The organism is Variovorax sp. OAS795 (genome assembly GCF_040546685.1).
Classification (GTDB): Bacteria; Pseudomonadota; Gammaproteobacteria; order Burkholderiales; family Burkholderiaceae_C; genus Variovorax.
In genome coordinates this window covers 4,882,998-4,909,878 of record NZ_JBEPOH010000001.1, presented here as the reverse complement: position 1 = coordinate 4,909,878, position 26,881 = coordinate 4,882,998, and the positions used below count along the sequence as shown (strand labels likewise).

At 66.1% G+C, this 26,881-nt stretch carries 19 protein-coding genes, 3 tRNA genes and 1 pseudogene; 14 read left to right on the top strand and 9 right to left on the bottom strand.

Going from position 1 to position 26,881, the window contains the following annotated elements; all coding sequences use genetic code 11:
• Positions 1-3: 3 nt before the first annotated feature.
• The 3 genes and pseudogenes from rapZ to ABID97_RS23700 all read right to left on the bottom strand — a co-directional run bounded on the left by rapZ (position 4) and on the right by ABID97_RS23700 (position 3,472).
• Positions 4-879, bottom strand: a complete 876-nt coding sequence (gene rapZ / locus ABID97_RS23710; RefSeq protein ID WP_354401183.1) for an RNase adapter RapZ — start codon at positions 877-879, stop codon at positions 4-6.
• Positions 879-2,559 (bottom strand): annotated as a pseudogene (gene recN, locus ABID97_RS23705) (DNA repair protein RecN). The gene rapZ and the pseudogene recN overlap by 1 nt, the downstream one beginning before the upstream one ends.
• 1 nt (position 2,560) lies before the next feature.
• Positions 2,561-3,472 (bottom strand): NAD kinase, encoded by a 912-nt coding sequence (locus ABID97_RS23700; protein WP_354401181.1) that lies wholly within the window; start codon positions 3,470-3,472, stop codon positions 2,561-2,563.
• 30 nt (positions 3,473-3,502) lie between these two features.
• Here ABID97_RS23700 and hrcA point away from each other — a divergent pair, with 30 nt between their 5' ends.
• From hrcA to greB, 5 genes are all read left to right on the top strand, one after another.
• Positions 3,503-4,510, top strand: a complete 1,008-nt coding sequence (hrcA, locus tag ABID97_RS23695) for a heat-inducible transcriptional repressor HrcA (RefSeq protein ID WP_354401179.1) — start codon at positions 3,503-3,505, stop codon at positions 4,508-4,510.
• Between the two features lie 32 nt (positions 4,511-4,542).
• Positions 4,543-4,619 (top strand) — tRNA-Ile (locus ABID97_RS23690).
• A gap of 67 nt (positions 4,620-4,686) precedes the next feature.
• A tRNA-Arg gene (locus ABID97_RS23685) sits at positions 4,687-4,763 on the top strand.
• A gap of 154 nt (positions 4,764-4,917) precedes the next feature.
• Entirely contained in the window at positions 4,918-5,364 is a 447-nt protein-coding gene (locus tag ABID97_RS23680) for a hypothetical protein (protein WP_354401177.1), read from the top strand.
• Positions 5,365-5,389: 25 nt separating this feature from the next.
• Complete coding sequence (greB, locus tag ABID97_RS23675; RefSeq protein WP_354401175.1) at positions 5,390-5,965, top strand: transcription elongation factor GreB; 576 nt, start codon at positions 5,390-5,392, stop codon at positions 5,963-5,965.
• Between the two features lie 25 nt (positions 5,966-5,990).
• Here the strand turns inward: greB and ABID97_RS23670 are convergent, their stop codons facing one another.
• The 4 genes from ABID97_RS23670 to ABID97_RS23655 all read right to left on the bottom strand — a co-directional run bounded on the left by ABID97_RS23670 (position 5,991) and on the right by ABID97_RS23655 (position 10,119).
• Complete coding sequence (locus tag ABID97_RS23670) at positions 5,991-8,246, bottom strand: RelA/SpoT family protein (RefSeq protein ID WP_354401173.1); 2,256 nt, start codon at positions 8,244-8,246, stop codon at positions 5,991-5,993.
• Positions 8,247-8,339: 93 nt separating this feature from the next.
• Positions 8,340-8,543 (bottom strand): DNA-directed RNA polymerase subunit omega, encoded by a 204-nt coding sequence (gene rpoZ, locus ABID97_RS23665; protein ID WP_021009011.1) that lies wholly within the window; start codon positions 8,541-8,543, stop codon positions 8,340-8,342.
• A gap of 32 nt (positions 8,544-8,575) precedes the next feature.
• Complete coding sequence (gene gmk, locus ABID97_RS23660) at positions 8,576-9,196, bottom strand: guanylate kinase (RefSeq protein ID WP_354401848.1); 621 nt, start codon at positions 9,194-9,196, stop codon at positions 8,576-8,578.
• A gap of 8 nt (positions 9,197-9,204) precedes the next feature.
• Positions 9,205-10,119: a YicC/YloC family endoribonuclease gene (locus ABID97_RS23655; RefSeq protein ID WP_354401171.1), complete on the bottom strand. Its 915-nt coding sequence runs from the start codon at positions 10,117-10,119 to the stop codon at positions 9,205-9,207.
• Between the two features lie 92 nt (positions 10,120-10,211).
• Here ABID97_RS23655 and ABID97_RS23650 point away from each other — a divergent pair, with 92 nt between their 5' ends.
• The 9 genes from ABID97_RS23650 to ABID97_RS23610 all read left to right on the top strand — a co-directional run bounded on the left by ABID97_RS23650 (position 10,212) and on the right by ABID97_RS23610 (position 25,209).
• On the top strand, positions 10,212-11,219 hold the full coding sequence (locus ABID97_RS23650) for a serine/threonine protein kinase (RefSeq protein WP_354401169.1): 1,008 nt from the start codon (positions 10,212-10,214) through the stop codon (positions 11,217-11,219).
• Positions 11,216-12,121 carry a PP2C family protein-serine/threonine phosphatase gene (locus tag ABID97_RS23645; protein WP_354401167.1) on the top strand — a complete coding sequence of 302 codons (906 nt, stop codon included), beginning with the start codon at positions 11,216-11,218 and terminating at the stop codon, positions 12,119-12,121. Before ABID97_RS23650 ends, ABID97_RS23645 begins: the two co-directional genes overlap by 4 nt.
• Before the next feature lie 73 nt (positions 12,122-12,194).
• Positions 12,195-12,926, top strand: coding sequence for a ribonuclease PH (gene rph / locus ABID97_RS23640; protein WP_354401165.1), 732 nt, complete (start codon positions 12,195-12,197; stop codon positions 12,924-12,926).
• 15 nt (positions 12,927-12,941) lie between these two features.
• Complete coding sequence (locus ABID97_RS23635) at positions 12,942-13,541, top strand: non-canonical purine NTP pyrophosphatase (RefSeq protein WP_354401847.1); 600 nt, start codon at positions 12,942-12,944, stop codon at positions 13,539-13,541.
• A 2-nt stretch (positions 13,542-13,543) separates the two neighbouring features.
• Positions 13,544-14,803 carry a radical SAM family heme chaperone HemW gene (gene hemW, locus ABID97_RS23630; RefSeq protein WP_354401163.1) on the top strand — a complete coding sequence of 420 codons (1,260 nt, stop codon included), beginning with the start codon at positions 13,544-13,546 and terminating at the stop codon, positions 14,801-14,803.
• A gap of 30 nt (positions 14,804-14,833) precedes the next feature.
• Positions 14,834-14,921 (top strand) — tRNA-Ser (locus ABID97_RS23625).
• A 410-nt stretch (positions 14,922-15,331) separates the two neighbouring features.
• Entirely contained in the window at positions 15,332-22,045 is a 6,714-nt protein-coding gene (locus ABID97_RS23620) for a beta strand repeat-containing protein (protein WP_354401161.1), read from the top strand.
• Positions 22,046-22,097: 52 nt separating this feature from the next.
• Entirely contained in the window at positions 22,098-23,810 is a 1,713-nt protein-coding gene (locus ABID97_RS23615; RefSeq protein ID WP_354401159.1) for a type I secretion system permease/ATPase, read from the top strand.
• Between the two features lie 61 nt (positions 23,811-23,871).
• Positions 23,872-25,209 (top strand): HlyD family type I secretion periplasmic adaptor subunit, encoded by a 1,338-nt coding sequence (locus ABID97_RS23610; RefSeq protein WP_354401157.1) that lies wholly within the window; start codon positions 23,872-23,874, stop codon positions 25,207-25,209.
• A gap of 50 nt (positions 25,210-25,259) precedes the next feature.
• Here ABID97_RS23610 and ABID97_RS23605 read toward each other — a convergent pair whose 3' ends face one another.
• Both ABID97_RS23605 and ABID97_RS23600 read right to left on the bottom strand, forming a co-directional pair.
• A complete protein-coding gene (locus ABID97_RS23605; RefSeq protein ID WP_354401155.1) occupies positions 25,260-25,589 on the bottom strand; it encodes a helix-turn-helix domain-containing protein in 330 nt (109 codons plus the stop codon).
• 14 nt (positions 25,590-25,603) lie between these two features.
• The gene (locus ABID97_RS23600; protein ID WP_354401153.1) at positions 25,604-26,110 is read right to left on the bottom strand and encodes a hypothetical protein; all 507 of its coding nucleotides are present in this window, start codon (positions 26,108-26,110) and stop codon (positions 25,604-25,606) included.
• Between the last annotated feature and the right edge of the window lie 771 nt (positions 26,111-26,881).

Here is a 26,881-nt window from a genome sequence, read left to right as displayed (position 1 = left end):
AGCCTAGTTCGCGTCGAGTTCGCGGTGCCGCTTGAGGGCACCCCAGCGCGTTCCGAAGGCGCGCGCCAATTGCTCGACCAGGAACACGGAGCGGTGCTGGCCGCCGGTGCAGCCGATGGCCACCGTCACATAGCTGCGATGGTCGCGCGCCAGCGCATCGAGCCAGCGCGAAAGAAACTGCTCGATGTCGTCGTACATGCGCGCCACGTCTTCATGCTCGCGCAGCCATTCGATCACCGGCGCATCGCGGCCCGTGAGCGGGCGCAGCGTGGCCACGTAGTGCGGGTTGGGCAGCATGCGCACGTCGAACACGTAGTCGGCGTCGAGCGGCACGCCGCGCTTGAATGCGAACGACTCGAACACCAGCGTCAACGGGCTCTGCGGCGCCGAGATCAGTGCCTTGATGTAGCTTTGCAGCTGGGCCGGGCGGATGAGGCTGGTGTCGATCACGTCGGCACCGTCGCGCAGGTCGGCCAGCAGCTCGCGCTCGAGTTCGATCGCCTGCACCAGCGCGCGCTCCTGTTCGGGCGCATCGGTGCGCCCCTCCTGGCGCGACAGCGGATGGCGCCGGCGGGTCTCCGAATAGCGCCGCAGCAGCGCATCGGTGGTCGCGTCGAGGAACAGCGACCGCAGCGAGACGCCGTCTTGCCGCAGCGCATCGAGCTGCTGCGGAACGATCGGCAGCGACACGCCGCTGCGCACGTCCATGGCAATGGCCACGCGCTGGGCCTGCTGCTCGTGCTGCAGCGCGATGAAGGGTGTCAGCAGCTCCGGCGGCAGGTTGTCGACGCAGTAGTAGCCCGCGTCTTCCAGCGCATGCAGCGCCACCGACTTGCCCGAGCCCGACATGCCGGTGATGAGCACCAGGTCAAGGGCCATCACAGCGCTGCCGAAGTCTTGTGGCCCAGCATTTCGCGGGCATGTGCCAGCGAAGTCTGCGAGACCTTCTCGCCGCCGAGCATGCGGGCGATTTCGCGTGCGCGGTTGTCGTCGTCCAGCCGTGCGACGCCGCTTTCGGTGCGCGGGCCGTCCTGGCCCGCCGCGGTCGTCTGGCGCTTGGAAACCACCAGGTGGTGATCGGCGCAAGCCGCCACCTGCGGCAGATGGGTCACGGCCAGCACCTGGCGGTCGCGCCCGAGCTGCTTCATGAGCCGTCCCACGGTCTCGGCCACGGCCCCGCCCACACCCGCATCGACCTCGTCGAAGATCAGCGTCTGCGCGGTGCCGAGCTGGCTCGTGGTGACCGCAATCGCCAGGGCGATGCGGGACAGCTCCCCGCCCGAAGCCACCTTGCCGATGGGGCGCGGCGTGCTGCCCGGATGCCCGCTCACCAGGAAGGCAATGTCTTCGAGGCCGGCGCGGCCAGGCTGCGCCAGCGCGCTGCAGTTCGACCTCGAACCGCCCGCCCTGCATGCCCAGCCCCTGCATGGCCTTGGTGACCGCTTCGGCGAGGCGCGGCGCCGCCTGCTTGCGCAATTTGGCCAGCGCCCGGGCTTCCTTCATGTAGCCCTGCTGCGCGCTTTGCTCGGCGCGCTCCAGCCCTTCGAGATCGCCTTGCGCATCGAGCGCCTTCAGCTCGTCCTGCCAGCCCGCCAGCAGCGACGGCAGGTCGCCGGGCGTGCGCTTGTAGCGGCGCGCCAGGGACATCCAGAGCCCCATGCGCTCGTCCAGTTCGGCCAGGCGCTGCGGATCGGCCTCGGCGTCGCGCAGGTAGCCGTGCAGCGAATGCGCGGCGTCGGACGCCTGCGCCACGCTGGAGGCCAGCACCTCGCCCAGCGCGCGGAATTCGGGCTCGATGTGCTCGCAATCCTGCAGCAGGGCGACCGCGCGCGAGAGCGCCGCCAGCGCGCCGCTGTCGTCGTCTTCCAGCGCCTGGCTGGCACCCTGGGCCGCCTCGATCAGGGCCTGCGCGTTGGAGGCCCTTGCGTGCTGGGTCGAGAGCTCGTCCCACTCGCCTTCGGCGGGGGCCAGCTTCATCACCTCGGCGATCTGCCATTGCAGCCGCTCGCGCTCGCGCTGCAAAGAGTCTTGCGCCGAGCGCGCATGGTCGAGCGCGGAAAGCGCTTGCCGCCAGCCTTGCCAGGCCGCGTCCAGCGCGTCGGTGCGCACGCCGGCATAGGCGTCGAGCAGGCCGCGCACGGCTTCGGGCCGGGTCAGGCTCTGCCACGCATGCTGGCCATGGATGTCGAGCAGGCGGTCGCCAAGCTCCCGCAGCTGCGTGGCCGTGGCCGGGCAGCCGTTGATCCAGCCGCGGCTTCGGCCCTGCAGGTCGACCGTGCGGCGCAGCAGCAGCGCGTCCCCGGATTCGAAGCCGCCTTCATCGAGCCAGGCGGCAAAGGCCGGATCGGCGTCGAATTCGGCGCTGACGTCCAGCCGCTCGGCGCCCTCGCGCACCGCGCCCGCATCGGCGCGGTTGCCGAGCGCGAGCTGGAGCGCGTCGATCAGTATGGATTTGCCCGCGCCGGTTTCGCCGGTGAGAACCGTGAAGCCGCCGGACAGATCGAGTTCGAGTGATCGCACGATCACGAAGTCGCGCAGTGCGATGCGTCGCAGCGCCATCTCAGGAGCCCCCTTCGTTCCAGTGAAGTTTCTTGCGCAGCGTGTCGAAATAGCTCCAACCGCGCGGGTGCAGGAAGCGCACCCGGAAGTCCGAGCGCCGCACCACCACGCGATCGCCGATGGCCAGCGACGCCAGCGACTGCATGTCGAAATTGGCGCTGGCATCGCGCCCCGACACGAGTTCGATCACGATCTCGTCCGCGTCGGGCAGCAGCACGGGGCGGTTCGACAGCGTGTGCGGTGCAATCGGCACCAGCACCCAGCCGGGCACCGCGGGGTGCAGCAGCGGCCCGCCGGCCGACAGCGCGTAGGCCGTGGAGCCGGTCGGCGAAGCGATGATCAGGCCGTCCGCGCGCTGGTTGGCCACGAAATGCCGGCCCACCGAGACGCGCAGCTCGACCATGCCCGAGGTGGCGCCGCGGTTCACCACCACGTCGTTCATTGCGAGCGCATCGAACACCGAGGCGCCGTCGCGCATGACCTGCGCATGCATGAGGCTGCGGTGGTCTTCTTCGTATTCGCCGGCCAGCATCGGCACCAGCGTGGCCTGGTAGTTGTCGAGAGGAATGTCGGTGATGAAGCCGAGGCGGCCGCGGTTGATGCCGATCAGCGGAATGCCGTAGCACGCGAGCTGCCGGCCGATGCCCAGCATGGTGCCGTCGCCCCCCACCACCAGGCCGAGGTCGCATCGTTGGCCGATTTCCTCCACACTCAGCGGTTCGTAGCGGCCGCCGGCGAGGGCGTCGGCATCGGCCTGGCCATCCGCCGATTTTTCGACGAACACCTGGCAACCTTGGGATTCCAGGAACGCACCGATATCTTCCATCACGCCGTCGCGCGCGTCTGCCTGCGCCCGGGCGCCTGAAGCCTGGTATTTGCCGATCAGTGCAACGTGGCGGAAGCGGGAAGTCATATGTACAAATTACAACACTAAAATCTTGCAATGCTGGACGACCGTGCCAAGTTGCTCCTCAAGACGCTGGTCGAGCGTTACATCGCCGAAGGCCAGCCGGTCGGGTCGCGGACTTTGTCGCGCGCGCCCGGTCTGGACCTGTCCCCCGCGACCATCCGCAACGTGATGTCCGACCTCGAGTCGCTCGGGCTGATCGTCAGCCCGCACACCTCGGCCGGACGCATTCCCACCGCGCGCGGCTACCGGCTTTTCGTCGACACCATGCTCACCGCGCAGCGCGAACAGATGAGCGCGCCGAGCCTTGCGCCCGACCAGCCGCAGAAGGTGATCGCCAACGCGGCCAACCTGCTGTCCAACCTGTCGCAATTCGTCGGCGTCGTCATGGCGCCGCGTCGCGCCTCGGTCTTCAAGCAGATCGAGTTCCTGAAGCTCTCCGACCAGCGCTTGCTGGTGATCATCGTCTCGCCCGATGGCGACGTGCAGAACAGGGTGATCTTTCCGGAAGCCGACTATTCGCAGTCGCAGTTGGTGGAAGCATCCAACTACATCAATGCCCACTACGCAGGCCTCACGATCGAGCAGGTGCGCGACCGGCTCCAATCCGAAGTCGAGAAGCTGCGCGGCGAAATTGCCGCGCTGATGCAGGCGGCGGTCAAGGTCAGCTCCGAGGTGCTCACCGAGGCGCAGGAAGACGACGTCGTGATTTCCGGCGAGCGCAACCTGCTCTCCGTGACCGATTTTTCGAGCGACATGGGCCAGCTGCGCCGCGCGTTCGAGCTGTTCGAGCAGAAGGCGCAGCTCATGCGGCTGCTCGACGTGTCCAGCAAGGCCGAGGGCGTGCGCATCTTCATCGGCGGCGAGAGCCAGGTGGTGCCGTTCGAGGAGCTTTCCATCGTCAGCGCCAACTACGAAGTCGACGGGCAGGTGGTGGGCACGCTCGGCGTGATCGGCCCCACGCGCATGCCCTACGAGCGCATGATCCAGATCGTGGACATCACCTCGCGGCTGGTCAGCAATGCGCTGAGCCACCGCAAGTAGGCGGCGCCGAGAATAGAATCGTGGCCTCTCGTGGGCCGTTAGCTCAGTTGGTTAGAGCAGCGGACTCATAATCCGTTGGTCGATGGTTCAAGCCCATCACGGCCTACCACCTGCTTGGCATTCATTTGCTGCCTGGTTCGCCGGGGCCAAAAATGGATGCTATAATCGATAGCTGTGCGGCTGTAGCTCAGTTGGATAGAGTACTTGGCTACGAACCAAGGGGTCGTGGGTTCAATTCCTGCCAGCCGCACCACTCTCTTGAATGGCCCAGAAGGTTTCGATCTTCTGGGCCATTTTCTTTTGGGGTCTTCGCTGGCGAAGCCGCCGCGGGCACGCCACGCCGCGAATCCGGCACGCCGGTGCGCGTGGGGCTAAAGTCAGCCACACAGACAACTGCGCAAGACATCATGAGCATCTCGGCACAGCGGCTTGCAATCCTGTTCTTCGTCCTGGCCTGGGCAACGGGCGCGGCATCGGCGGGAACCATCACGTGCGTTCCGGCGGCAAGCAACAGTCAGGCAGCGCCATTCAACTGGGTCCGGAGGATCGCGATCGACGAGCACTCGCGCACCGTCAACATGGATGTCGTGCGTTCCCGGACCAAGGACACCGAAACCATGGGCAAGATGAGGGCCGACCTGGTCCACATGGAAGACAGCCCGTCCGGCGAGCCGGTGTATGTTTTCAACTCGATTCCCACCGCGGGCGCGGAGGCCACGCACCTTTTCAGGCTGTCCAAGGCCGGCGAGTGGCGACTGATCAGCGCCTCGGTCGTTGTCACGAACAAGCTGCCGGCGCTGCGGGCCGTCGAGCAAGGCGTGGTCTTCGACTGCAAGCGCTCGGACCTGGGCTGACAAAAGCAGATTCGGAGCTTCTACCGTGAGCAAGGCATTCACCAAGGAAACCGACGCCGAGAGCGACGACGACGGCGCGGACGGCAGCGTTCCCGCGCTGCCCAGCGGCAGCAAGAACTACATCACGCCGGCAGGGTATGCGCGGCTGCGCGACGAATTGCTCCAGCTGATGGACGAAGAGCGCCCCAAGGTCGTGGAGGCCGTGCACTGGGCTGCCAAGAACGGTGACCGTTCGGAGAACGGCGACTACCTCTATGGCAAGAAGCGGCTGCGCGAGATCGATCGGCGCATCCGCTTTCTCACCAAGCGGCTCGAGATTGCCGAGGTCACCGACCCGTCGGTGCACCATGGCAGCGACCAGGTCTTTTTTGGCGCCACCGTGCGCTACGTCGACGAAACCGGCAACGAACGCAGCGTGACGATCCTCGGCATCGACGAGGCGGAGAGCGCCAAGGCGCAGGTCAGCTGGATTTCTCCCATTGCGCGCGCGCTGCTCAAGTCACGCGAGGGCGACGTGGTGAAGCTCGTGACGCCGGGCGGCACGCACGAGGTCGAACTGCTGTCGGTCAGCTACCCGGCGCCGGGCACGAGCGCGGCATAGCACGCTGCGGCGCTGCGGCTTGACTTCAGGGCGCAGGCACGGTGCGCGCGGCGGTCAGCACCGAGGCGGTCCGGCGCGCGGCGCGCAGCACGGCGTCCAGGTGGGTCCGGTCGCGCACCGCGATCACGAAGCGCAGGTCGGTCGAATCCTGCGGCGTCTCGTCGGCCATCTCGACGTGCGTGATGTCGGCTTCGGCATCGGCCAGCGTTGCGGCCACGCGGGCCAGCACGCCCTTGTCGTTGCGCACGGTGATGACCACGCCGGTCTCGAAGGCGCGGGTGGGTTCATCGGCCCATTCGACTGCGAAGAAACGCTCGCTGTCCTTGTGGCGCAGGCGCTGGCCCACGCCGCAGCTTTCGGTGTGCACCACCAGCCCTTCGCCATGGCCCAGGTAGCCGACGATCTCGTCGCCCGGGATGGGCCGGCAGCACAGCGCAAAGCGCACCGATGAGTTCTCGCTGCCGTCGAGCGTGACGGCGCCTTGCGAAATGGTTTCGTGCGAAATGAAGCGTTCGCGGCTCAGCAGCAGGGCGTCCGGCCGCTCGCCAAGTTCAGACAGCATGGCCACGAGGCGTTTGGCCACGATGCTGGCAATCCGCTTGCCCAGGCCGATGTCGGTCAGCAGTTCGGCGCGGGTCCGGTTGCCCGTGAAGCGCAGCAGTTTTTCCCACAGCGGCTGGTGTTCGGCATCGTCGGCCGGCAGCTTGCTCAGGCCTTCGGCGCGCAGCGCCTGGGCCAGCAGCTTCTCGCCCAGGCCTTCGGATTCGGCATGGGCCAGCGTCTTCAAATAGTGGCGGATCTTGGAGCGCGCCCGGCCGGTTCGCACGAAGCCGAGCCAGGCCGGGTTGGGCGTCGACACCGGCGCGGTGATCACCTCGACCACGTCGCCGTTCTTCAGCTCGGTGCGCAGCGGCACCTGGTCGCCGTTGATGCGTGCGGCCGAGGTGTGGTCGCCGATGTTGCTGTGGATGGCGTAGGCAAAGTCGACCACCGTGGCGCCGCGCGGAAGGGCGAGGATCTGGCTCTTGGGCGTGAACACGTAGACCGCGTCCGGGAACAGGTCGACCTTGACGTGGTCCCAGAATTCGGCGGCGTCGCGGGTTTCGTCCTGGATGTCGAGCAGCGACTGCAGCCACTTGGTGCCGAGCCTGTCGTTGCTGGCCGCATTGGGTTCCGCGGCCTTGTAGAGCCAGTGCGCCGCCACGCCTGATTCGGCCACCACGTGCATGGCCTCGGTGCGCAATTGAAACTCCACGTTCACGCCGGCCGGGCCCACCAGCGTGGTGTGCAGCGACTGGTAGCCGTTGAGCTTGGCGATCGCGATGTGATCCTTGAACTTGCCCGGCAGCGGCTTGTACATCTGGTGCAGGATGCCCAGGCCGGTGTAGCAGGCGATCACGTTCGGCACGATCAGGCGGAAGCCGTAGATGTCGGTCACCTGGGCAAAGCTCAGGTGTTTTTCTTCCATCTTGCGGTAGATGGAATAGAGCGTTTTCTCGCGCCCCGCGATGCGCAGCGTCATGTTGGCGTTGGCAAAGGCGGACTCGACCTCGCGCTGCACCTTCTGGATCAGGTCGCGGCGCCGGCCCCGGGCCCTGGCCACGGCCTTGGACAGCGTGGCGTAGCGCCACGGTTTCAAATGGCGGAAAGACAGTTCCTGCAGCTCGCGGTAGGTCTGGTTCAGGCCCAGCCGGTGCGCGATGGGTGCGTAGATCTCGAGCGTTTCGCGCGAGATGCGGGCCCATTTTTCGCGCGGCGCATCGTCCAGCGTGCGCATGTTGTGCGTGCGGTCGGCCAGCTTGACCAGGATGACGCGCACGTCGCGTGCCATCGCCAGCAGCATCTTGCGGAACGATTCGGCCTGGTTCTCTTCGCGGGTATTGAACTGCAGCTTGTCGAGCTTGGTGAGCCCGTCGACCAGTTCGGCCACCGGAGCGCCAAAGCGCTCGATCAGCTCCGGCTTGGTCACCCCGCAGTCCTCAATCGCGTCGTGCAGCAGGGCGGCCATGAGGGCCTGCGCATCGAGCTTCCATTCGGCGCATTGCGCCGCCACGGCAATCGGGTGCGTAATGTAGGGCTCGCCGCTGTTGCGTAGCTGGCCCAGGTGGGCCTCGTCGGCAAAACGGTAGGCGCGGCGGACCAGTTCGGTGTCTTCGGGGCTCAGGTAGTCGAGCCGGGCCGTCAGCGCGGCAAAGCTTGCGGCGGCCGCATTCAGCGCCGCCGGGCTCGGCTTTGGCGTGCCCGAAGGGGCATGGGACTGATGTTTGGCGACCGCACTCATGGCTATCACTTTAGCGTGACCGCTGTATGGGCGCGTCCAGACGTAAAAAAAGCACCGCTTTGCGGTGCCTTTTCGTTGCAGGGGTGCGTCAGATCAGCCCGGCACCTTCTTGAGCATTTCGATGCCGATCTTGCCTTCGGCGATCTCGCGCAGGGCGGTCACGGCGGGCTTGTTCTTGCTCTCGATCTTGGGCGCGTGACCTTGGCTCAGCATGCGCGCACGGTACGTGGCGGCCAGCACCAGCTGGAAGCGGTTGGGGATCTGAAGCAGGCAATCTTCGACGGTGATGCGGGCCATGATGGAGTCTTTCGGTCAGGTGAGCAGGGAAATCAGGGGATGTTCAGGGCGGCGAATGTGTCGGCACGTGCGCGGCGCTGTGCAGAATACCGAAGCCGCTGAGCGTGGACGATCGCCTTGAGATCGAAAAGCGCGCGCTCAAATAACTCGTTGATTATAACGAAGTCGAATTCCCCCGCCCGGGCCATCTCTTCGGCGGCATTCTTGAGGCGAAGCTCGATGACGGCCGCGCTGTCCTCGCCGCGGCGTTCCAGCCGCGAGCGCAGTTCTTCCCAGCTGGGCGGCAGGATGAAGATCATGACCGCATTGGCAAAGGTCTTGCGGATCTGGATCGCGCCCTGGAAATCGATCTCGAGGATGACGTCGGCCCCCTGGGCAATGCGCTCCTCGATGGCTTTCTTGGAGGTGCCGTAGCGGTGCCCGTGCACATGGGCCCACTCCACGAAGCCGTCGGCCGCGATCATGGCCTCGAACTCCGAAGGCGAGGTGAAAAAGTACTCCCGGCCGTGCTTTTCCTGCCCGCGCGGTGGCCGCGTGGTGTGCGAAACCGAAGGCTGGACGGCCGTGTCCAGCTCCATGAGCGCCTTGACCAGGCTCGATTTGCCGGCACCGCTCGGTGCCGCGACGACAAAGATGTTGCCCGGATAGTCCATTCGCTCGCTCATTCGATGTTCTGTACCTGTTCGCGCATCTGCTCGATCAGCACCTTCATGTCCACGCCGATGCGCGTGAGCTCCAGCGCGGCCGACTTGGAGCCCAGTGTATTGGCCTCGCGGTGCAGCTCCTGGATCAGGAAGTCGAGCCGCTTGCCGATCTCGCCGCCCTTCTTGAGCAGCCGCTCGATCTCGTCGAGGTGCGAATTGAGGCGCGTGAGCTCTTCCGCCACGTCGATGCGGATGGCAAAGGCCGTGGCCTCGTTCAGCGCCCGGTCCTGGGCCGCCTCGGGCAGGGTGCCGCCCGTGAGGCCCATGGCCTCTTGCCAGCGCTCCAGGAAACGCGCCCGCTGCTGCTCCACCAGCTGGGGAATCAGCGGGCCGGCCTGTTCGACCAGCGTGCGCAGCTGCGCCAGGTGGGCCTCCAGCATCTTGGCCAGCCGCGCGCCTTCGCGCTGGCGGGCGGACATCAGCGCGTCCAGCGCCTTGCCGGTCACGTCGAGCAGGTCGCCGCCCCAGTCGCCACGCGCGGCGCTGTCGCCGCCTGCCAGGCGCAGCACGTCGGCCACGCTCAGGTCGCGGGCGCTGGGCAGCCAGGCCTTGATGCCGTCCTGCACCCCGTTGAGGCGCTGAAGCAGCTTGACGGAGGGCTCGACCACGCCCGCCTGCGCGGTGTTCTCGATGGCGGCCCGCACCTCGACCTTGCCGCGCTTGAGCTTGCCCGTGAGCAGCTCGCGCAGCGCGGTTTCATGCTGGCGCAGTTCCTCCGGCAACTTGAAGGTGAGGTCGAGGAAACGGCTGTTGACCGAGCGTATCTCGACCCCGAGTCGTCCCGCGGCGGTAGGCCGTGCTTCGGCTTCGGAGTGGCTGCCAACGGGGCCGTTCTGGCCACTGGCATAGCCGGTCATGCTGTAAACTGGCATTGCGCCTCACTGTGGTTTTTGCTTGCATGCACCGAGGCGACGGCATGGCGTTCGCTTGCCGCACCATCGCCTTCGGGCGAAACTCCCGGATTATGTCAAAGGTCAAGCCTTCGCCCCTGCCGCCCGATACGGTCATTGGCGGTTACCGCATCGTTCGCCGGCTTTCAGCAGGCGGGTTCGGCGTCGTCTATCTCGCCATCGACCCCAGCGGACAGCAGGTAGCCGTCAAGGAATACCTGCCGTCTTCGCTGGCTACGCGCGGGCCGGGCGAACTCACGCCCGAGGTTCCGCCCGAAAAGCTCTCGCTCTACCGGCTGGGCCTGAAGAGCTTTTTCGAGGAAGGGCGCTCGCTGGCCCAGATCTCCCACGCCTCGGTGGTGAGCGTTCTCAATTTCTTCCGCGAGAACGAGACCGTCTACATGGTCATGAACTACCTGGAGGGCGCGACCCTGCAGGACTTCGTGGTGACCGCGCGCGACCTCAAGCGGCCCAAGGTCTTCCGCGAATCGACCATCCGCTCGCTGTTCGATGAGATCCTCCGGGGCCTGCGCATCGTGCACCAGTACAAGATGCTGCACCTGGACATCAAGCCCGCCAACATCTTCGTCACCGACGAAGACCGCGCGGTGCTGATCGACTTTGGCGCCGCGCGCGAAGTGCTCAGCAAAGAGGGCATCTTCATCCGCCCGATGTACACCCCCGGCTTTGCCGCCCCCGAGATGTACCGGCGCGATTCGTCCATGGGCCCCTGGACCGACATCTATGCCATTGGCGCGTGCATCTACGCCTGCATGCAGGGCTACCCGCCCAACGACGCGCCGCGGCGCATCGAGAAAGACCGGCTCAGCCTGTCGCTGTCGCGTGTGCGCGGCGTGTATTCCGACAATCTCATCGAAGTGGTCGAGTGGTGCATGTCGCTCGATCCGCTCTCGCGCCCGCAGTCCGTCTTTGCGCTGCAAAAGGAACTGAGCCGCGAAGGCGAGCGGCGCTACACCAAGCTCACCGTGGGTGAAAAGGTGCGGCTTTCATTCGACAACATCCGTTCCTTCGACAAGAAGGCCGCGCCCAAGGCGGCGGCACCAACCACGCGTCCGGCATGAAATTCTCGGTATTCCAGGTCAGCCGCAAGGGCGGCCGTCTCAAGAACGAAGACCGCATGGGCTATTGCTACACGCGGGAGTCCGGCCTCTTTGTGCTGGCCGACGGCATGGGCGGCCACCCCGAGGGCGAGGTTGCGGCCCAGCTGGCCCTGCAAACCATCGCGGCGCTCTACCAGCGCGAGGCCCGCCCGACCGTCAAGGACGCCAAGGCCTTCCTGGCCGAATCGGCCATGGCCGCGCACCAGCAGATCATGCGGTACGCCAGCCACAAGGCCATGCTCGACACGCCGCGCACCACAGTCGTCGCGGCCCTGCTGCAAGGCACTACCGCCACCTGGATGCATTGCGGCGACTCGCGCCTCTACGTGGTGCGTGACGGGCGCCTGCTCACCCGCACGCGCGACCATTCGCATGCCGAGCGCCCGCGCCCGCACGGTTCCGACATGCCCGTCAACCGCAACCTGCTGCTCACCTGCCTGGGTTCGCCGACCACGCCGCTTTTCGATATTGCAGCCCCGCTGCAGCTGCAGCGCGGCGACCGCATCATGCTGTGCTCCGACGGCGTCTGGGGCGTGCTCGACGACGCCGTCATCGTGCACACCCTGTCTTCCGACAAGCCGGTGTCCGATGCCGCGCCCGACCTGGCCGAAATGGCGCTGCGCAAAGGCGGCGTCCACAGCGACAACGTCACGCTCATCGCGCTCGAATGGGAGCAGCCCGATTCCACGCGCGAAGACCGCGGCGTTTCCACCGAGACCATCGACGAAGGCGTCTTTGCCTCGACCATCCAGGCCGGCATGCCCTCCGACGGCGAGCTCGAAGACATGGACGAAGACGCCATCGAGCGCTCCATTGCCGAAATCAACGAGGCCATTCGCCGCTCCGCGAAAAAGAAGATCTGACATCCGGCGTGCCGCGCCTTGCGTGGCCGCGGCCGATGCGTTCCGTTCCACATCCACGCACCCCTCACAAACAATGACTGCTTTCACACGAAGCGGCGGCCGTGCCGCCGACCAGCTGCGCCCGGTGCGCATCACCCGAGGTTTCACCATCCATGCCGAGGGTTCGGTGCTCATCGAGTTCGGCCAGACGCGCGTGCTGTGCACCGCTTCGGTCGAAGAGCGCGTGCCGCCGCACAAGCGCGGCAGCGGTGAAGGCTGGGTCACGGCCGAGTACGGCATGCTGCCGCGCGCCACCCACACCCGCAGCGACCGCGAGGCCGCGCGCGGCAAGCAAAGCGGCCGCACGCAGGAGATCCAGCGCCTCATCGGCCGCTCGATGCGCGCCGTGTTCGACCTTGCCGCGCTGGGCGAACGCACCATCCACCTCGACTGCGACGTGCTGCAGGCCGACGGCGGCACCCGCACCGCGGCCATCACCGGCGCATTCGTTGCCGCGCAGGACGCCGTCAACAAGCTGCTGGCCACCGGCAAACTGGCCGCTTCGCCCATCAAGGGCCACGTGGCCGCCATCTCGGTCGGCATCGTGGCCGGCACGCCGCTGCTCGACCTGGAATACACCGAAGACTCGGCCTGCGACACCGACATGAACGTCGTCATGACCGGCGCCGGCCATTTCGTCGAAGTGCAGGGCACCGCCGAAGGCGCCGCCTTCTCGCGCGACGAGATGAACCTTCTGCTCGGCCTGGCCGAAAAGGGCATCGGCGAACTCGTCGTGATGCAGCAGCAGTCTCTGGTTTCGAAGTAATTTCAAGTGAAGGCAATGCAACTGGTCCTGGCCTCCAACAACGCCGGCAAGCTGGCCGAGCTCCAGCAGCTGTTTGCAGAGCTGGCCGTCACGCTCGTGCCCCAGTCGGCACTGGGCGTGGGCGAGGCCGAGGAACCGTTTCGCACCTTCGTCGAAAACGCGCTGGCCAAGGCCCGCCACGCCAGCGCCGCGACCGGCCTGCCCGCCATGGCCGACGACGCCGGCCTTTGCGTCGATGCCTTCGGCGGGTTGCCCGGCGTCGACACCGCCTTCTATGCCACGCAGTTCGGCTATGCCAAGGGCGACGCCAACAACGTCAAGGCCCTGCTCGAGCAGCTCGACGGCGTGGTCAACCGGCGCGCCGCGCTCGTCAGCACGCTGGTCGCGCTGCGCGGGCACGACGACCCCGAGCCGCTCATCGCCTTCGGCCGCGTGGTCGGCGAAATCACCCGGGCACCCATTGGCGACAACGGCTTCGGCTTCGATCCCGTCATGTACCTGCCCGGCTTCGGCAAGACCTTTGCGCAGCTGCCGCCCGAAGTAAAAAACGCCAACAGCCACCGGGGCCAGGCGGCCAAGGCCATGCTGGCGCTGATACGCGAACGCTGGTTCTGAGCATGGCCACTGTCGTCCCTATCCAGTCTGCGCAGCCCACCGGCGCGCCGAAGGCCAACGACGTGCTGCACTGGATGCGGCCCGGCCCGCTGCAACTTGCGGCGCTGCCGCCGCTGTCGCTCTACATCCACCTGCCGTGGTGCCTGCGCAAGTGCCCCTATTGCGACTTCAACTCGCACGAGTGGCGAGCCACCAATGAGGCCGAGGCCGACGGCATTCCCGAGGCAGGCTACATCGACGCGCTGGTTGCAGACCTGGATGCCGCGCTGCCGCTCATCTGGGGCCGCACCGTCCACACCATCTTCATCGGCGGCGGAACGCCCAGCCTCTTTTCGCCGCAGGCCATCGACCGCCTGCTCGGCGACGTGCGCGCGCGCCTCAAGCTGGCACCCGACTGCGAGATCTCGCTCGAGGCCAACCCCGGCACCTTCGAGCGCAACCGCTTTCGCGCCTATCGAAGCGCAGGCGTCACGCGCCTGTCGGTGGGCGTGCAGAGCTTCAACGACGAGCACCTGAAGGCATTGGGCCGCGTGCACGACCGCGGCCAGGCCATTGCCGCCGTCGAAGAGGCCGCGAGCGCCTTCGACACCTTCAACCTCGACCTGATGTACGCGCTGCCGGGCCAGACCGTCGAGGGCCTAGATGCCGACCTGACCCAGGCGCTGGCGCTCGCGCCGCCGCACGTCTCGGTGTACCACCTCACCATCGAGCCCAACACCTGGTTCGCCAAGTTTCCGCCCACGCTGCCCGAGGACGACACGGCCTATGCCATGCTCGACCGCATCACCGAGCGCACCGCCGCAGCTGGCATGTCGCGCTACGAGGTTTCGGCCTATGCACGCCCCGGCCACACCTGCGCGCACAACCTCAACTACTGGCAGTTTGGCGACTACCTTGGCATTGGCGCCGGTGCGCACAGCAAGCTCAGCTTCGCCCACCGCATCGTGCGCCAGGTGCGTTTTCGTGAGCCGCGCCTGTACATGGACAACGCCCGCGCGGGCGCCGCCGTGTCGCAGAGCGAAGAAGTCGCGCTGGCCGATTTGCCGTTCGAGTTCATGCTCAATGCCCTGCGCCTGAAAGAAGGCTTCACGCTGCCCCAGTTCAGCGAGCGCACCGGCCTGGCCATGACCAGCATCCAGAAAGGCCTGGAAGAAGCCGAGCGCAAGGGCCTTGTCGCTCGCGACCTGCACCGCGTGTGGCCCACCGAGCGCGGGCTGGATTTTCTGAGCGACCTGCAGACGCTTTTCCTGCCCGAGGGTTGAGGCCGCAGGTCAGCATAAAATCGACGGTTCGGAGAGTTGGGTGAGTGGTTTAAACCAGCAGTCTTGAAAACTGCCGACGTGAAAGCGTCCGTGAGTTCGAATCTCACACTCTCCGCCAGAAGCCTGATATCTCGATCGTGAGCCAGGCAGCAAGCTTCTCGGCATCGGGACCGAGCTTGCTTGAGTCAGCCCCCGGTCGGTATGCGGAAGCATTTCGGGATTGCCGCAATGGCAATCATCGACCTCGCTCCGGCCAACTCGTCCTGATTTTCCGGCCATCAATGTGGGACCGTGCCCGCGCTGTTCCCTTTCGCCCAGGTCCGCTACCAGTGGCATTGCCCGTCGACGCGGATGCAGGGCAGGACAAAAGTACCAGGCTTTTGAGTGGCGATCCGGGACTTATCGATAGAGAACGCAGGACATTCTCTCCGTGTGCTCGCCTTGCTGGCGCGATCTAATTTGCGAACAAAAGCAATTCAGAGTCGATATCGGCACGCGCCGGCATTCCGGCGTCCACCAAGGAAGCACATGACCACCATTACCGGCTCCAATGGCAATGACGTTCTCACCGGCACGACCGGCAGCGACACCATCAACAGCGGCAACGGGGACGACAGCGTCAACGGCGGAGCTGGGAACGATTCATTGAATGGCGGCGCGGGAAACGACACGCTCGATGGCGGCAGTGGTAGTGACCAGCTCAACGGAGGATCGGGGGCCGACACCCTGATCTACAACGTCAGCGAAAACACCGCGGCAGGCACCAGAGACGTGTACACCGGCGGAGCGGGCGTCGATGCGCTCCAGATCCAGTTCACGCGGGCCCAGTGGCTGGACTCTGCCACCCAGACGCAGATCTCCGCCTATCTGGCCCATCTTGCGGCAGTGACCAACGCGAAGACCGGTGAAGTTTCCAATGGCTCGGCAAGCGATTTCGTTTTCAGTTTCGGATCGTCCACGCTGACCGTCCAGATGACCGAAGTCCTGAGAGTCCTGGTGGATGGGGTCGAGGTCAATCCGGCCAACGAAGTTGCAAGGGCATTGGGCGATGCAGGCACGACGACGGAAGACGGCCCGGGGATCCAGATCCATGTCTTGCAGAACGATCTGGTCCCTGACCTGGTCAAGAGCTTGGCGCTGGCCTCGGCGCCGGCCCACGGGACTGCGACGCTCGTGCAGCCGGCAATGGGCGATCCGTCGACCTGGTATTTCCAGTATCAGCCCCATGCTGCCGATTTTCAGCATCTCGCCGCGGGCGAGAACGCAACCGACACCTTCAGCTACCAGGTGACCGACGCCGATGGCGGAACGGGACTGGCCACGGTGACGGTCACCGTCACCGGCACCAACGACGGTCCGGTGATCACCTCCCAGGATTTGGCGGGCGCGGTGAGCGAGCAGATCGCGCCGGCGGGCGTGCTGAGCGACAGCGGTGTCATCGGCTTCAGCGACCTGGACCTGAGCGACGTGCATCTGGTGAGCGCTACCGGCACGCCGGTTGGCAGCGTGCTGGGCAGCCTGACTGCAGTCAAGAACGCCGACACCACGGGAACCGGCACGGGCGGCCAGCTCACCTGGACTTACAGCGTGCCCGGCACCGCTGTCGAGTACCTGGCCGCCGGCCAGACCCGGATCGAGAGCTTCACCCTCACATTGAACGATCAGCACGGCGGCATCGTCACCCGGCAGATCGACGTGACCATCGCCGGCACCAACGACGTGCCGACGATCGGTGCGGCAGATGCCACCGCAGCGGCGACCGAGGATGCAGCGTCGCCCACCCTGGTCAACAGCGGCACGATCACGTTCGACGACGTGGACCTGAGCGATGCGCATAGCGTCAGCGTCGCGGCCGGTCCAGGCAACACGCTGGGCGGGGTATTGATGGCCGGCGTCAGCGATACGGCCACGGGCACGGGCGACGGCATGGTGAGCTGGCACTACAGCGTCGCCAATGCGGCCACGCAGTATCTGGCCCAGGGTCAGACGGCGACGGAGACCTTCACTGTCAGCATCGGCGATGGAAACGGCGGCACGGTCCAGCAGCAGATCACCGTGGCGGTGACCGGGACCAACGATGTCCCGGTGATCGGTGGTGTGGCCACCGGCACGGTCAACGAGGATGCCTCGACCCCGAACCTGAGCACCAGCGGTGCTCTGACGATTGCCGATGTCGACCAAGGCCAGTCGACCTTCGCGCCTCAAGCAAGCACCGCCGGCAGCAATGGCTACGGCAGCTTCGCGCTGGCGGCCGATGGCAGCTGGACCTACACGGCGAACAACAGTCAGGCGGCGATACAGCAGCTGGGCGCAGGCCAATCGATCATCGACAGCTTCACGGCCGTGTCTTCCGACGGGACCGCCAGCCAGCTTGTGACCGTGACCATCACAGGGACCAACGACGTGCCCGTGATCGGTGGTGTGGCCACCGGCACGGTCAGCGAGGATGCCTCGACCCCGAACCTGAGCACCAGCGGTGCTCTGACGATTGCCGATGTCGACCAAGGCCAGTCGACCTTCGCGCCTCAAGCAAGCACCGCCGGCAGCAATGGCTACGGCAGCTTCGCGCTGGCGGCCGATGGCAGCTGGACTTATGCGGCCAGCAACGGCCAGGCAGCGATACAGCAGCTGGGTGCGGGCCAATCGATCATCGACAGCTTCACGGCAGTCTCGTCCGACGGGACCGCCAGCCAGCTTGTGACCGTGACCATCACAGGGACCAACGATGTCCCGGTGATCGGTGGTGTGGCCACCGGCACGGTCAGCGAGGATGCCTCGACTCCGAACCTGAGCACCAGCGGTGCTCTGACGATTGCCGATGTCGACCAAGGCCAGTCGAACTTCGCCCCACAGGCGAGCACCGCCGGCAGCAATGGCTACGGCAGCTTCGCGCTGGCGGCCGATGGCACCTGGACTTATGCGGCCAGCAACGGCCAGGCAGCGATCCAGCAGCTGGGCGCAGGTCAGTCGCTCATCGACAGCTTCACGGCAGTCTCGTCCGACGGGACCGCCAGCCAGCTTGTGACCGTGACCATCACAGGGACCAACGACGTGCCCGTGATCGGTGGTGTGGCCACCGGCACGGTCAACGAGGATGCCTCGACCCCGAACCTGAGCACCAGCGGTGCTCTGACGATTGCCGATGTCGACCAAGGCCAGTCGACCTTCGCGCCTCAAGCAAGCACCGCCGGCAGCAATGGCTACGGCAGCTTCGCGCTGGCGGCCGATGGCACCTGGACTTATGCGGCCAGCAACGGCCAGGCAGCGATCCAGCAGCTGGGCGCAGGTCAGTCGATCATCGACAGCTTCACGGCAGTCTCGTCCGACGGGACCGCCAGCCAAGTGGTCACGGTGACGATCACTGGCACGAACGACATTCCAGTGATTGGCGGCGTCTCGAGTGGGGCAGTCAGCGAGGATGCCTCCACGCCGAACCTGAGCACCAGCGGTGCTCTGACGATTGCCGATGTCGACCAAGGCCAGTCGACCTTCGCGCCTCAAGTAAGCACCGCCGGCAGCAATGGCTACGGCAGCTTCGCGCTGGCGGCCGATGGCAGCTGGACCTACGCGGCAAGCAACGGCCAGGCAGCGATCCAACAGCTGGGCGCAGGTCAGTCGCTCATCGACAGCTTCACGGCAGTCTCGTCCGACGGGACCGCCAGCCAGCTTGTGACCGTGACCATCACAGGGACCAACGATGTCCCGGTGATCGGTGGTGTGGCCACCGGCACGGTCAACGAGGATGCCTCGACCCCGAACCTGAGCACCAGCGGTGCTCTGACGATTGCCGATGTCGACCAAGGCCAGTCGACCTTCGCGCCTCAAGCAAGCACCGCCGGCAGCAATGGCTACGGCAGCTTCGCGCTGGCGGCCGATGGCAGCTGGACCTACGCGGCAAGCAACGGCCAGGCAGCGATCCAACAGCTGGGCGCAGGTCAGTCGCTCATCGACAGCTTCACGGCAGTCTCGTCCGACGGGACCGCCAGCCAGCTTGTGACCGTGACCATCACAGGGACCAACGATGTCCCGGTGATCGGTGGTGTGGCCACCGGCACGGTCAACGAGGATGCCTCGACCCCGAACCTGAGCACCAGCGGTGCTCTGACGATTGCCGATGTCGACCAAGGCCAGTCGACCTTCGCGCCTCAAGCAAGCACCGCCGGCAGCAATGGCTACGGCAGCTTCGCGCTGGCGGCCGATGGCAGCTGGACCTACGCGGCCAGCAACGGCCAGGCAGCGATACAGCAGCTGGGTGCGGGCCAATCGATCATCGACAGCTTCACGGCAGTCTCGTCCGACGGGACCGCCAGCCAGCTTGTGACCGTGACCATCACAGGGACCAACGATGTCCCGGTGATCGGTGGTGTGGCCACCGGCACGGTCAGCGAGGATGCCTCGACTCCGAACCTGAGCACCAGCGGTGCTCTGACGATTGCCGATGTCGACCAAGGCCAGTCGAACTTCGCCCCACAGGCGAGCACCGCCGGCAGCAATGGCTACGGCAGCTTCGCGCTGGCGGCCGATGGCACCTGGACTTATGCGGCCAGCAACGGCCAGGCAGCGATCCAACAGCTGGGTGCAGGTCAGTCGATCATCGACAGCTTCACGGCCGTGTCTTACGACGGGACCGCCAGCCAAGTGGTCACGGTGACGATCACTGGCACGAACGACATTCCTGTGATTGGCGGCGTCTCGACCGGCGCGGTGATTGAGGATGGCTCAGCACCGAACCTGAGCATCAGCGGTGCTCTGACGATCGCCGATGTCGATGCGGGACAGTCGACCTTCGCGCCTCAAGCAAGCACCGCCGGCAGCAATGGCTACGGCAGCTTCGCGCTGGCGGCCGATGGCAGCTGGACTTATGCGGCCAGCAACGGCCAGGCAGCGATCCAGCAGCTGGGTGCGGGTCAGTCGATCATCGACAGCTTCACGGCCGTGTCTTCCGATGGGACCACCAGCCAAGTGGTCACGGTGACGATCACTGGCACGAACGACATTCCAGTGATTGGCGGCGTCTCGACCGGCGCGGTGAACGAGGATGGCTCAGCACCGAACCTGAGCGTCAGCGGCGCGCTGACGATTGCCGATGTCGACCAAGGCCAGTCGAACTTCGCCCCACAGGCGAGCACCGCCGGCAGCAATGGCTACGGCAGCTTCGCGCTGGCGGCCGATGGCACTTGGACTTATGCGGCCAGCAACGGCCAGGCAGCGATCCAGCAGCTGGGTGCGGGTCAGTCGCTCATCGACAGCTTCACGGCCGTGTCTTCCGACGGGACCGCCAGCCGGGTGGTGACCGTAACCATCGCTGGCACCAACGATGCACCTGTCCTGAGTGCTGCCGCGACACCCCTCCTGGTGTCGGTCAACGAGGATGCCGGCGCACCGATCGGGGCCGTCGGGACGCTCGTATCCAGCCTGGTGAATCTGAATCCGCCGGCCGGCGGCCTCGACAACGTGACCGATGCGGACAGCGGCGCCGTCACCGGCATCGCGTTGACCGGTGTGAATGCCGCCAACGGAAGCTGGTGGTACTCCACCAACGGAGGCACCAACTGGGCGGCAGTGGGTGCGGTGTCGGGCGCGTCAGCACTGCTGCTGGCCGCGGACGCGAATACGCGTGTCTACTTCCAGGCGAATTCGAACTTCACCGGCACAGTCAGCGACGGCATCACCTTCCGCGCCTGGGATCAGACGAGCGGGACGGCGGGAACCACGGCGAGCACAGTCGCGAACGGGAACAGCTCTGCGTTCTCGAACACCACCGACACCGCGAGCATTGCCGTCAACGCGGTGAACGACAACCCGGTCGCCGCGGCCGACAGGATCATCGTGTCGAGCAGCACGCTGGTCACGCTGTCGGCGAGCTCGCTGCTCGCCAATGACACCGATATCGACGGTCTCGCCTTGACGATCACCGGCGTCAGCGGCGCAGTCGGGATTTCGGGCCTGACCCTGGACGCCGCCAATGGCACGATCAGCTTCACCAGTGGCAGCACGGCGGGTGCCACGGCCGGCAGCTTCCAATACACCGTGTCGGATGGAGCCGGGGGCACTACCACGGCTACGGCAACGATCGACGTCAGGGCAGTGTCCGGCGGCAACGGCGCCGACACGATCGATCTCAGCACGAGCGGCACCTACCAGGCCTCCTTCATCGATGGCCGCGGCGGTGCCGACGACCTGACCGGCGGTGCGGGAGGCGACGTTTTCATCGGAGGAAGCGGCAACGGGGCCGACACGCTGCTCGGATCCTCCGGGAACGACCTGCTGATCGGCGGCGACGGCAATGACGCACTGTCGGGCGGCGCGGGCAACGATGTGCTGCGCGGCGGCCTCGGCAACAACGACGCAATGGACGGCGGCGCCGGCAGCGAAGACCTGCTCGACTTCTCGGACGGCACCGTGGCGCTCAATTTCACGCTGGTCCAGAGCGCCGCATCGACTAGCATCGCCAACGGCACCGCCGGGCTCGGCAACGGCGACACCTACCTGAACATCGAAGGCGTGATCGGCACCGATCTGGGCGACACCCTGACCGGCAGCGCAGCGAACGATATCCTCCGGGGTGGCAAGGGCAACGACACGCTCGACGGTGCCGGCGGAAACGCGGACCTGCTCGACTTTTCCGACGGCACCTCCGGCCTCACCTTCACGCTGACCCAGAGCAGCAGCACGACAAGCTTCAATGCCAGCGCTGCGGGGCTCGGGACCGACAACTACAGGAACTTCGAAGGCGTCATGGGAACGGCCTTCAGCGACACTATCACCGGTTCGGCGTCGAGCGACCAGTTGCGCGGAGGGGGCGGCAACGATGCGATCAACGGCGCTGCCGGCGACGACCGCATCGTCGGCGGAGCTGGTGCCGACATACTCACCGGCGGCGCGGACAACGACACCTTCGTCTTCGACTCGGCACCCAACGCGGTGGATTCGGTCACCGACTTCGATGCGTCCGGATCGGCGGCGAGCGGCGACCTGATCGAGTTCTCGCGCGGCACGTTCACGGCCCTGACGACCGCGAGCGGGGGCACGCTGTCGGCGGCTGAATTTGCATCCCTGGACGGCGGTGGTGCAGGAGGCACGGTAGGGGCAGGCGTGCATGTGATCTACGACAGTGCGACCGGCAACCTGTACTACGACACCGACGGCCTGAGCGCCGCCAATCGCACGCTGGTGGCGACGCTGACGCTGGCCAATCCGGCCGACACCTTCGACAGCAACGACATCAAGGTCGGCCTGTGAGCTTCCGCCTGCCGCCTGCGGATGCGGGTGGCCGCACACCAGAGAGATCGACATGAAGCCTCTTCTCCAGCTTCTTGAGCGACCGCTTCTTTTTGTCGCGGGCTTCTCGTTTTTGGTGAACCTGCTGCTGCTCGCCCCCGCGCTATTCATGCTGCAGGTTTTTGACCGCGTGCTGACGAGCCAGAGCCGAGAGACGTTGCTGGTGCTGTTGCTTGGCGTCGCCGTGGCGCTTGGCCTGATGCTGATGCTGGACTATCTGCGCAGCCGGTTGCAGGGCGTCGCGGGCAACCTGATCGCCGACCAGCTGTCCCCGGTCGTGGCCAGGGTCATGCTGGCACGCGCAGCACGCCGCGCCGAGCGCGCGCCTTGCGAAGGCTTGCGCGACGTCGCGGCGCTGCGAAATCTGTTTTCCTCCCAAGGGCTGCTCGCCCTGTTCGATGTGCCATGGACGTTTGTCTATGTCGCGGTCATCTGGCTCGCGCATCCGATGCTCGGTATGGCCGCGGCCGCCGCGTCGGTATTGATGCTCGTACTTGCCGTAGTGAACGATCGCATCACGCGCCGCGATATCGAATCCTTGCAGAAGGAAGCGGCCAGGGCCACGCGCTACCTGGAATCCTCGATGCAGAACGCAGAGCTGGCGCAGTCGCTTGGAATGGGGGAGGCGGTGATCGGGCGCTGGCGGCATCTCAACGCCGGCGTTGCTGCCCTGCAGGGGCCGACCGCGCGCAAGTCGGTGGCGATGGCTGCGCTTACGCGCACCACGCGACAGGCGGTGCAGGTGCTGCTGCAAGCACTGGGTGCCTACCTCGTCATCACGGGGGAAGGCACGCCGGGCATCCTGGTGGCCTGCACCATCCTGCTCGGCCGGGCACTTGCGCCGATCGAACAGGTGGTGGGAAGTTGGCGCGTACTGGCCGAGGGGCGCTTGGCCTTCGCGCGCCTGTCCAAGGTACTGGGCGCTGCCGAGCGTCAGCCGCCGCGCATGGCGCTGCCGGCGCCGAGCGGCCGCCTGCATGCGGAGGGCCTCGTGTTCCGGCCCGCGCAAGGGGAGCGGATGATTCTCGCCGGCGTCTCTTTGAGCCTGGAGCCCGGCGAGTCGCTGGCAATCACAGGCTCGAGCGGTGCCGGCAAGTCGACCTTGGTGCGTCTCTTGACCGGCCTGTGGGAACCGAATGCTGGTGTCGTGCGGCTGGACGGTGTCGACCTCGCTCAATGGCCGCGCGAAGAACTCGGCCCCTGGCTCGGCTACGTGCCGCAGGATGTCGAGTTGTTCGCCGGTACCGTTGCCGCCAACATCGCGCGGCTGGGCACGGTCGACCCTGACAAGGTCGTGCAAGCGGCACAGCGTGCCGGCGTGCATGCGCTGATCCTGACGCTGCCCGAGGGCTACGACACCGTCGTCGACAGCATGGGCGTGATGCTGTCGCCGGGCCAGCGCCAGCGCATTGCGCTGGCCCGCGCGCTTTATGGCAATCCAAAGCTGCTGGTGCTGGACGAGCCCAACTCCAACCTGGACGGGGCGGGCGAACTGGCGCTGGGCGAGGCCCTGAAGGCGCTGCGCGGGGAGGTCACGGTGGTCGTCGTCACGCATCGCAGCGCTCTTGTGCAGCACATGGACAAGCTTCTGGTGCTGGAGGCTGGCCGAGTCAAGCAGTACGGGCCGGTGGCCGAAGTGATGCAGACGATCAGGCGTTCGGGACAGGGCACGGGCAGCGCCCAGGTGGTGGTGATGCCGCCGCGCACTGCGGAGAAGGTGTCATGAGTACAACGCGCGGCCGCTCCAGGCAAGATCGCACAGCCGTGCGCAGCATGGAGGTTGCCCGATGATTCATCCGGGGCATGCGATCGCGGCCAACGACCCGCTGGCGCTCCACGTGCGCGAAGCGCGTCGCCTGACGCATTGGGGCCTGGCCGTTCTGGTCTGTGGGCTGTTCCCGGCTGCTGCGTGGCTGGGCTTTGCGCCGCTGTCTTCCGCCGTTGTGGCACAGGCCCATGTGAAGGTGGATCTGAACCGGCGGCCGGTACAGCACGCCGAAGGCGGCATCGTGCGTGAAGTCCTGGTGCGCGATGGCCAGCATGTGCGGCAGGGGGAGCCCCTGCTGGTGCTGGGCGATGTCTCGGTCGATGCCGACCGCAACAGGCTCGATCACCGCGTCAAGACCGAGCGCGCCAGTCTCGCGCGGCTGGACGCGGAGCAGACCATGGCGCGCGCCATTGCCTTTCCTCCCGACGTGATCGAGACCGCGGCGGCCGACCCGCGCCTGGCAGCGCAGCTGGACAAGGAGCGCGCACTGTTCGAGGCGCGGCGTGACGCGTTGGTCGGACAGGTGCGGCTGCTGCGTTCGCAGCGCGAGAAGGTGGCCGAGGAAATTGTTGCGCTGCGCGCCCAGATCATGCAGGCGAGCGAGTCGATGAAGTTCCAGAAGAGCGATCTGGAGACCAACCGCAAGCTGCTCAAAGACGGCTTCGTTTCGGCCGCGCGTATCGCGCAGTTCGAAGGCACGGTGGCCGACTATGGCGTGAAGATCGAGGAGCGGCGCGCGGAGCTTGCGCGTGCCGAGCAGCGCACGGTCGATGCAGACCTGCGCATCCGCTCGCTGGAGAGCGAGTACCGTCAGCAGGCGAGCGATCAACTCAAGGTCACGGCGGCCCGGCTGGCCGAGATCGAGCAGGAGCGGCGCAAGTCGGCCGATGCCTCGGCGCGTCAGGTGATCACGGCGCCGGCCAGCGGCGAGATCATCGACCTGAAGTATTCCACGCCCGGCGCAGTGATTCCGCCTCGCGAGACCATCGCCGACGTCGTGCCGGACGACAGCCGGCTGATGACTGACGCGCGCGTGCGTCCCGAGGACATTGGCCGGATCCAGCGCGGGCAGGCGGCCGACATCCGCTTCACGGCGTTCAAGTACCGCACCACGCAACTGGTGCGCGGCAAGGTGGTTTACGTATCGGGCGACCGTCTGATCGACCGTGCGACCAACGCTCCTTACTACTCGGTGCTGGTCGAGGCCGATCCGCCTTCGCTCGCCACGGCGGGAGACCTGAAGCTGCTCGCAGGCATGCCGGCCGAAATCTACCTGCAGGGGGAGGAGCGCACTGCGCTCCAGTACCTGATGGAGCCGATCACCCAGGTGCTGCGCCGCGCCGCGCGCGAGCGTTGATGCGCCGCGGCCCCGTGTCTGGCGCTCAGGCCTCCTGAGGCTTCTCTGGCCTATCGGCTGCCCTTCCGCACAGGGCCCGACGGCTTGTCGAGGTCCCTGAAAAACTCGGATGGCTGAACCCCCAGCCCTTCGATGATCTTCAGAATGTTGATCAGCGCGAGGTTGTGTTCGCCACGTTCGATTCCTCCCATATAGCTGCGATCGATGCCGCAGAAATCACCGAACGGTTCCTGGGAATAGCCAAGGTCCTTTCTGCGGCGGCGAACGGCCGCGCCGAAGGCAACAAGTTCGGGTGCCATCTGCTTGTCTGAAGTACCTGTCTTGACCATGCAGCAATGGTCGAGTTGTACCGCATAAACCTCCACGGGATGAAGTTTCACGGTGTCAGCTACCGTCACTCGAACCGGATCTGCGCGACGGTCGGCGCGTTCGGTTCCCGCGTGTTGGCATTCGCAATGGCGCCGTCCTTTTCGTTCCTGAACCAGTAGCGGCAGCCGGTGCGCGCAATCATCGTCACGCACATGGAGCCGTCGGGGTTGATGAACCATTTGCCGGATGCGCGCCCGGGGCCGCTGCGGTTGGCAAAGTCGACGCGGCCGTCCGAATAGAACTGCCAGTGCGACACCATGCCGGTCGCAAGATTGTTCGAGACGATGGCCTTGCCGATGAGGGTGCTCTCGATCTCCGCCCTGCTCAGGAAGACGCGATCGTGGATGGGCGCCGGTTCATCCGCCATGGCGGGGATGGCAACAATGCAAATGAGCGCGGGGATGGCGTAGCGTGTGAACATGGCATGCCCTTCTGACGTTGCCGGAAACGTCACGCAAAAAGGGGCAAGCTCGACCAGAACGTGGGTCCGCCGCGCTGAGGTGTGCGCGGTGGCGAAGGTCTTCTTCGACAAGTCTGCTCAGTGGATTCGATTCCTCGGGTAGTGGTGGGCTGGGCGGGTGCATACAGGGGCACTGGCCCCGCGTTGCGTGCGCCCGCCGCCGGTGGCGTTACATGAAACTAACGAAATAGTGCTACGCCCACGTGCACGACGTGCGTTGCGCATGCGCGAGCCAGGCCTGTTTTTCCCGACGTCGCAATGCGGCACCTTGGCGCCGCACGCAAGCCACGTGTGCAAGAAGGCGGTCTTCGATTGCAGCGGTGGCACGGCTTGTACTCCGGTGGGGCCCCCGGACGAAGGCCGAAGGGCGTTGATGGCAACCGCCGGTCGAGAGCGCCCTGGCAAGGCGTCCGCAACGGCGGGAGAGCACTATGGAGTCAACGCGGGCCCCGCCTGTATGGCCTTGTGTCTCGCGTATCGCCCTTGTAAGCGCGCCCGCACGGGGCCGCAGCGCGGCCGAGGCGAATGCTTTGCGCTCACGCCGTTGTCCAAAACCATCAGAGTCGAACACGATGGTTACGGGATATTTTCCGCCGAACGCTTTACACAGCGCCTGCTCATCCACATGGCAAAACGCGTGATCCGCGCTGTCGAGGTCTCGCCGAGCCCTCTCCACTGGGGGAGTAGAAACCCGAATGTCTTTTCATGCAGGACGAGGCCTTTCGTCGTCAACCCCGTCGACCCCGGCCGCCGTGTAGGACCTTAGCTCGACCCGACGGTCGGCAAACATGTGAAGTTTGCACATCTTGTTGCTCACCGAAGCAGTCGTAAAGCGCCTTTGGC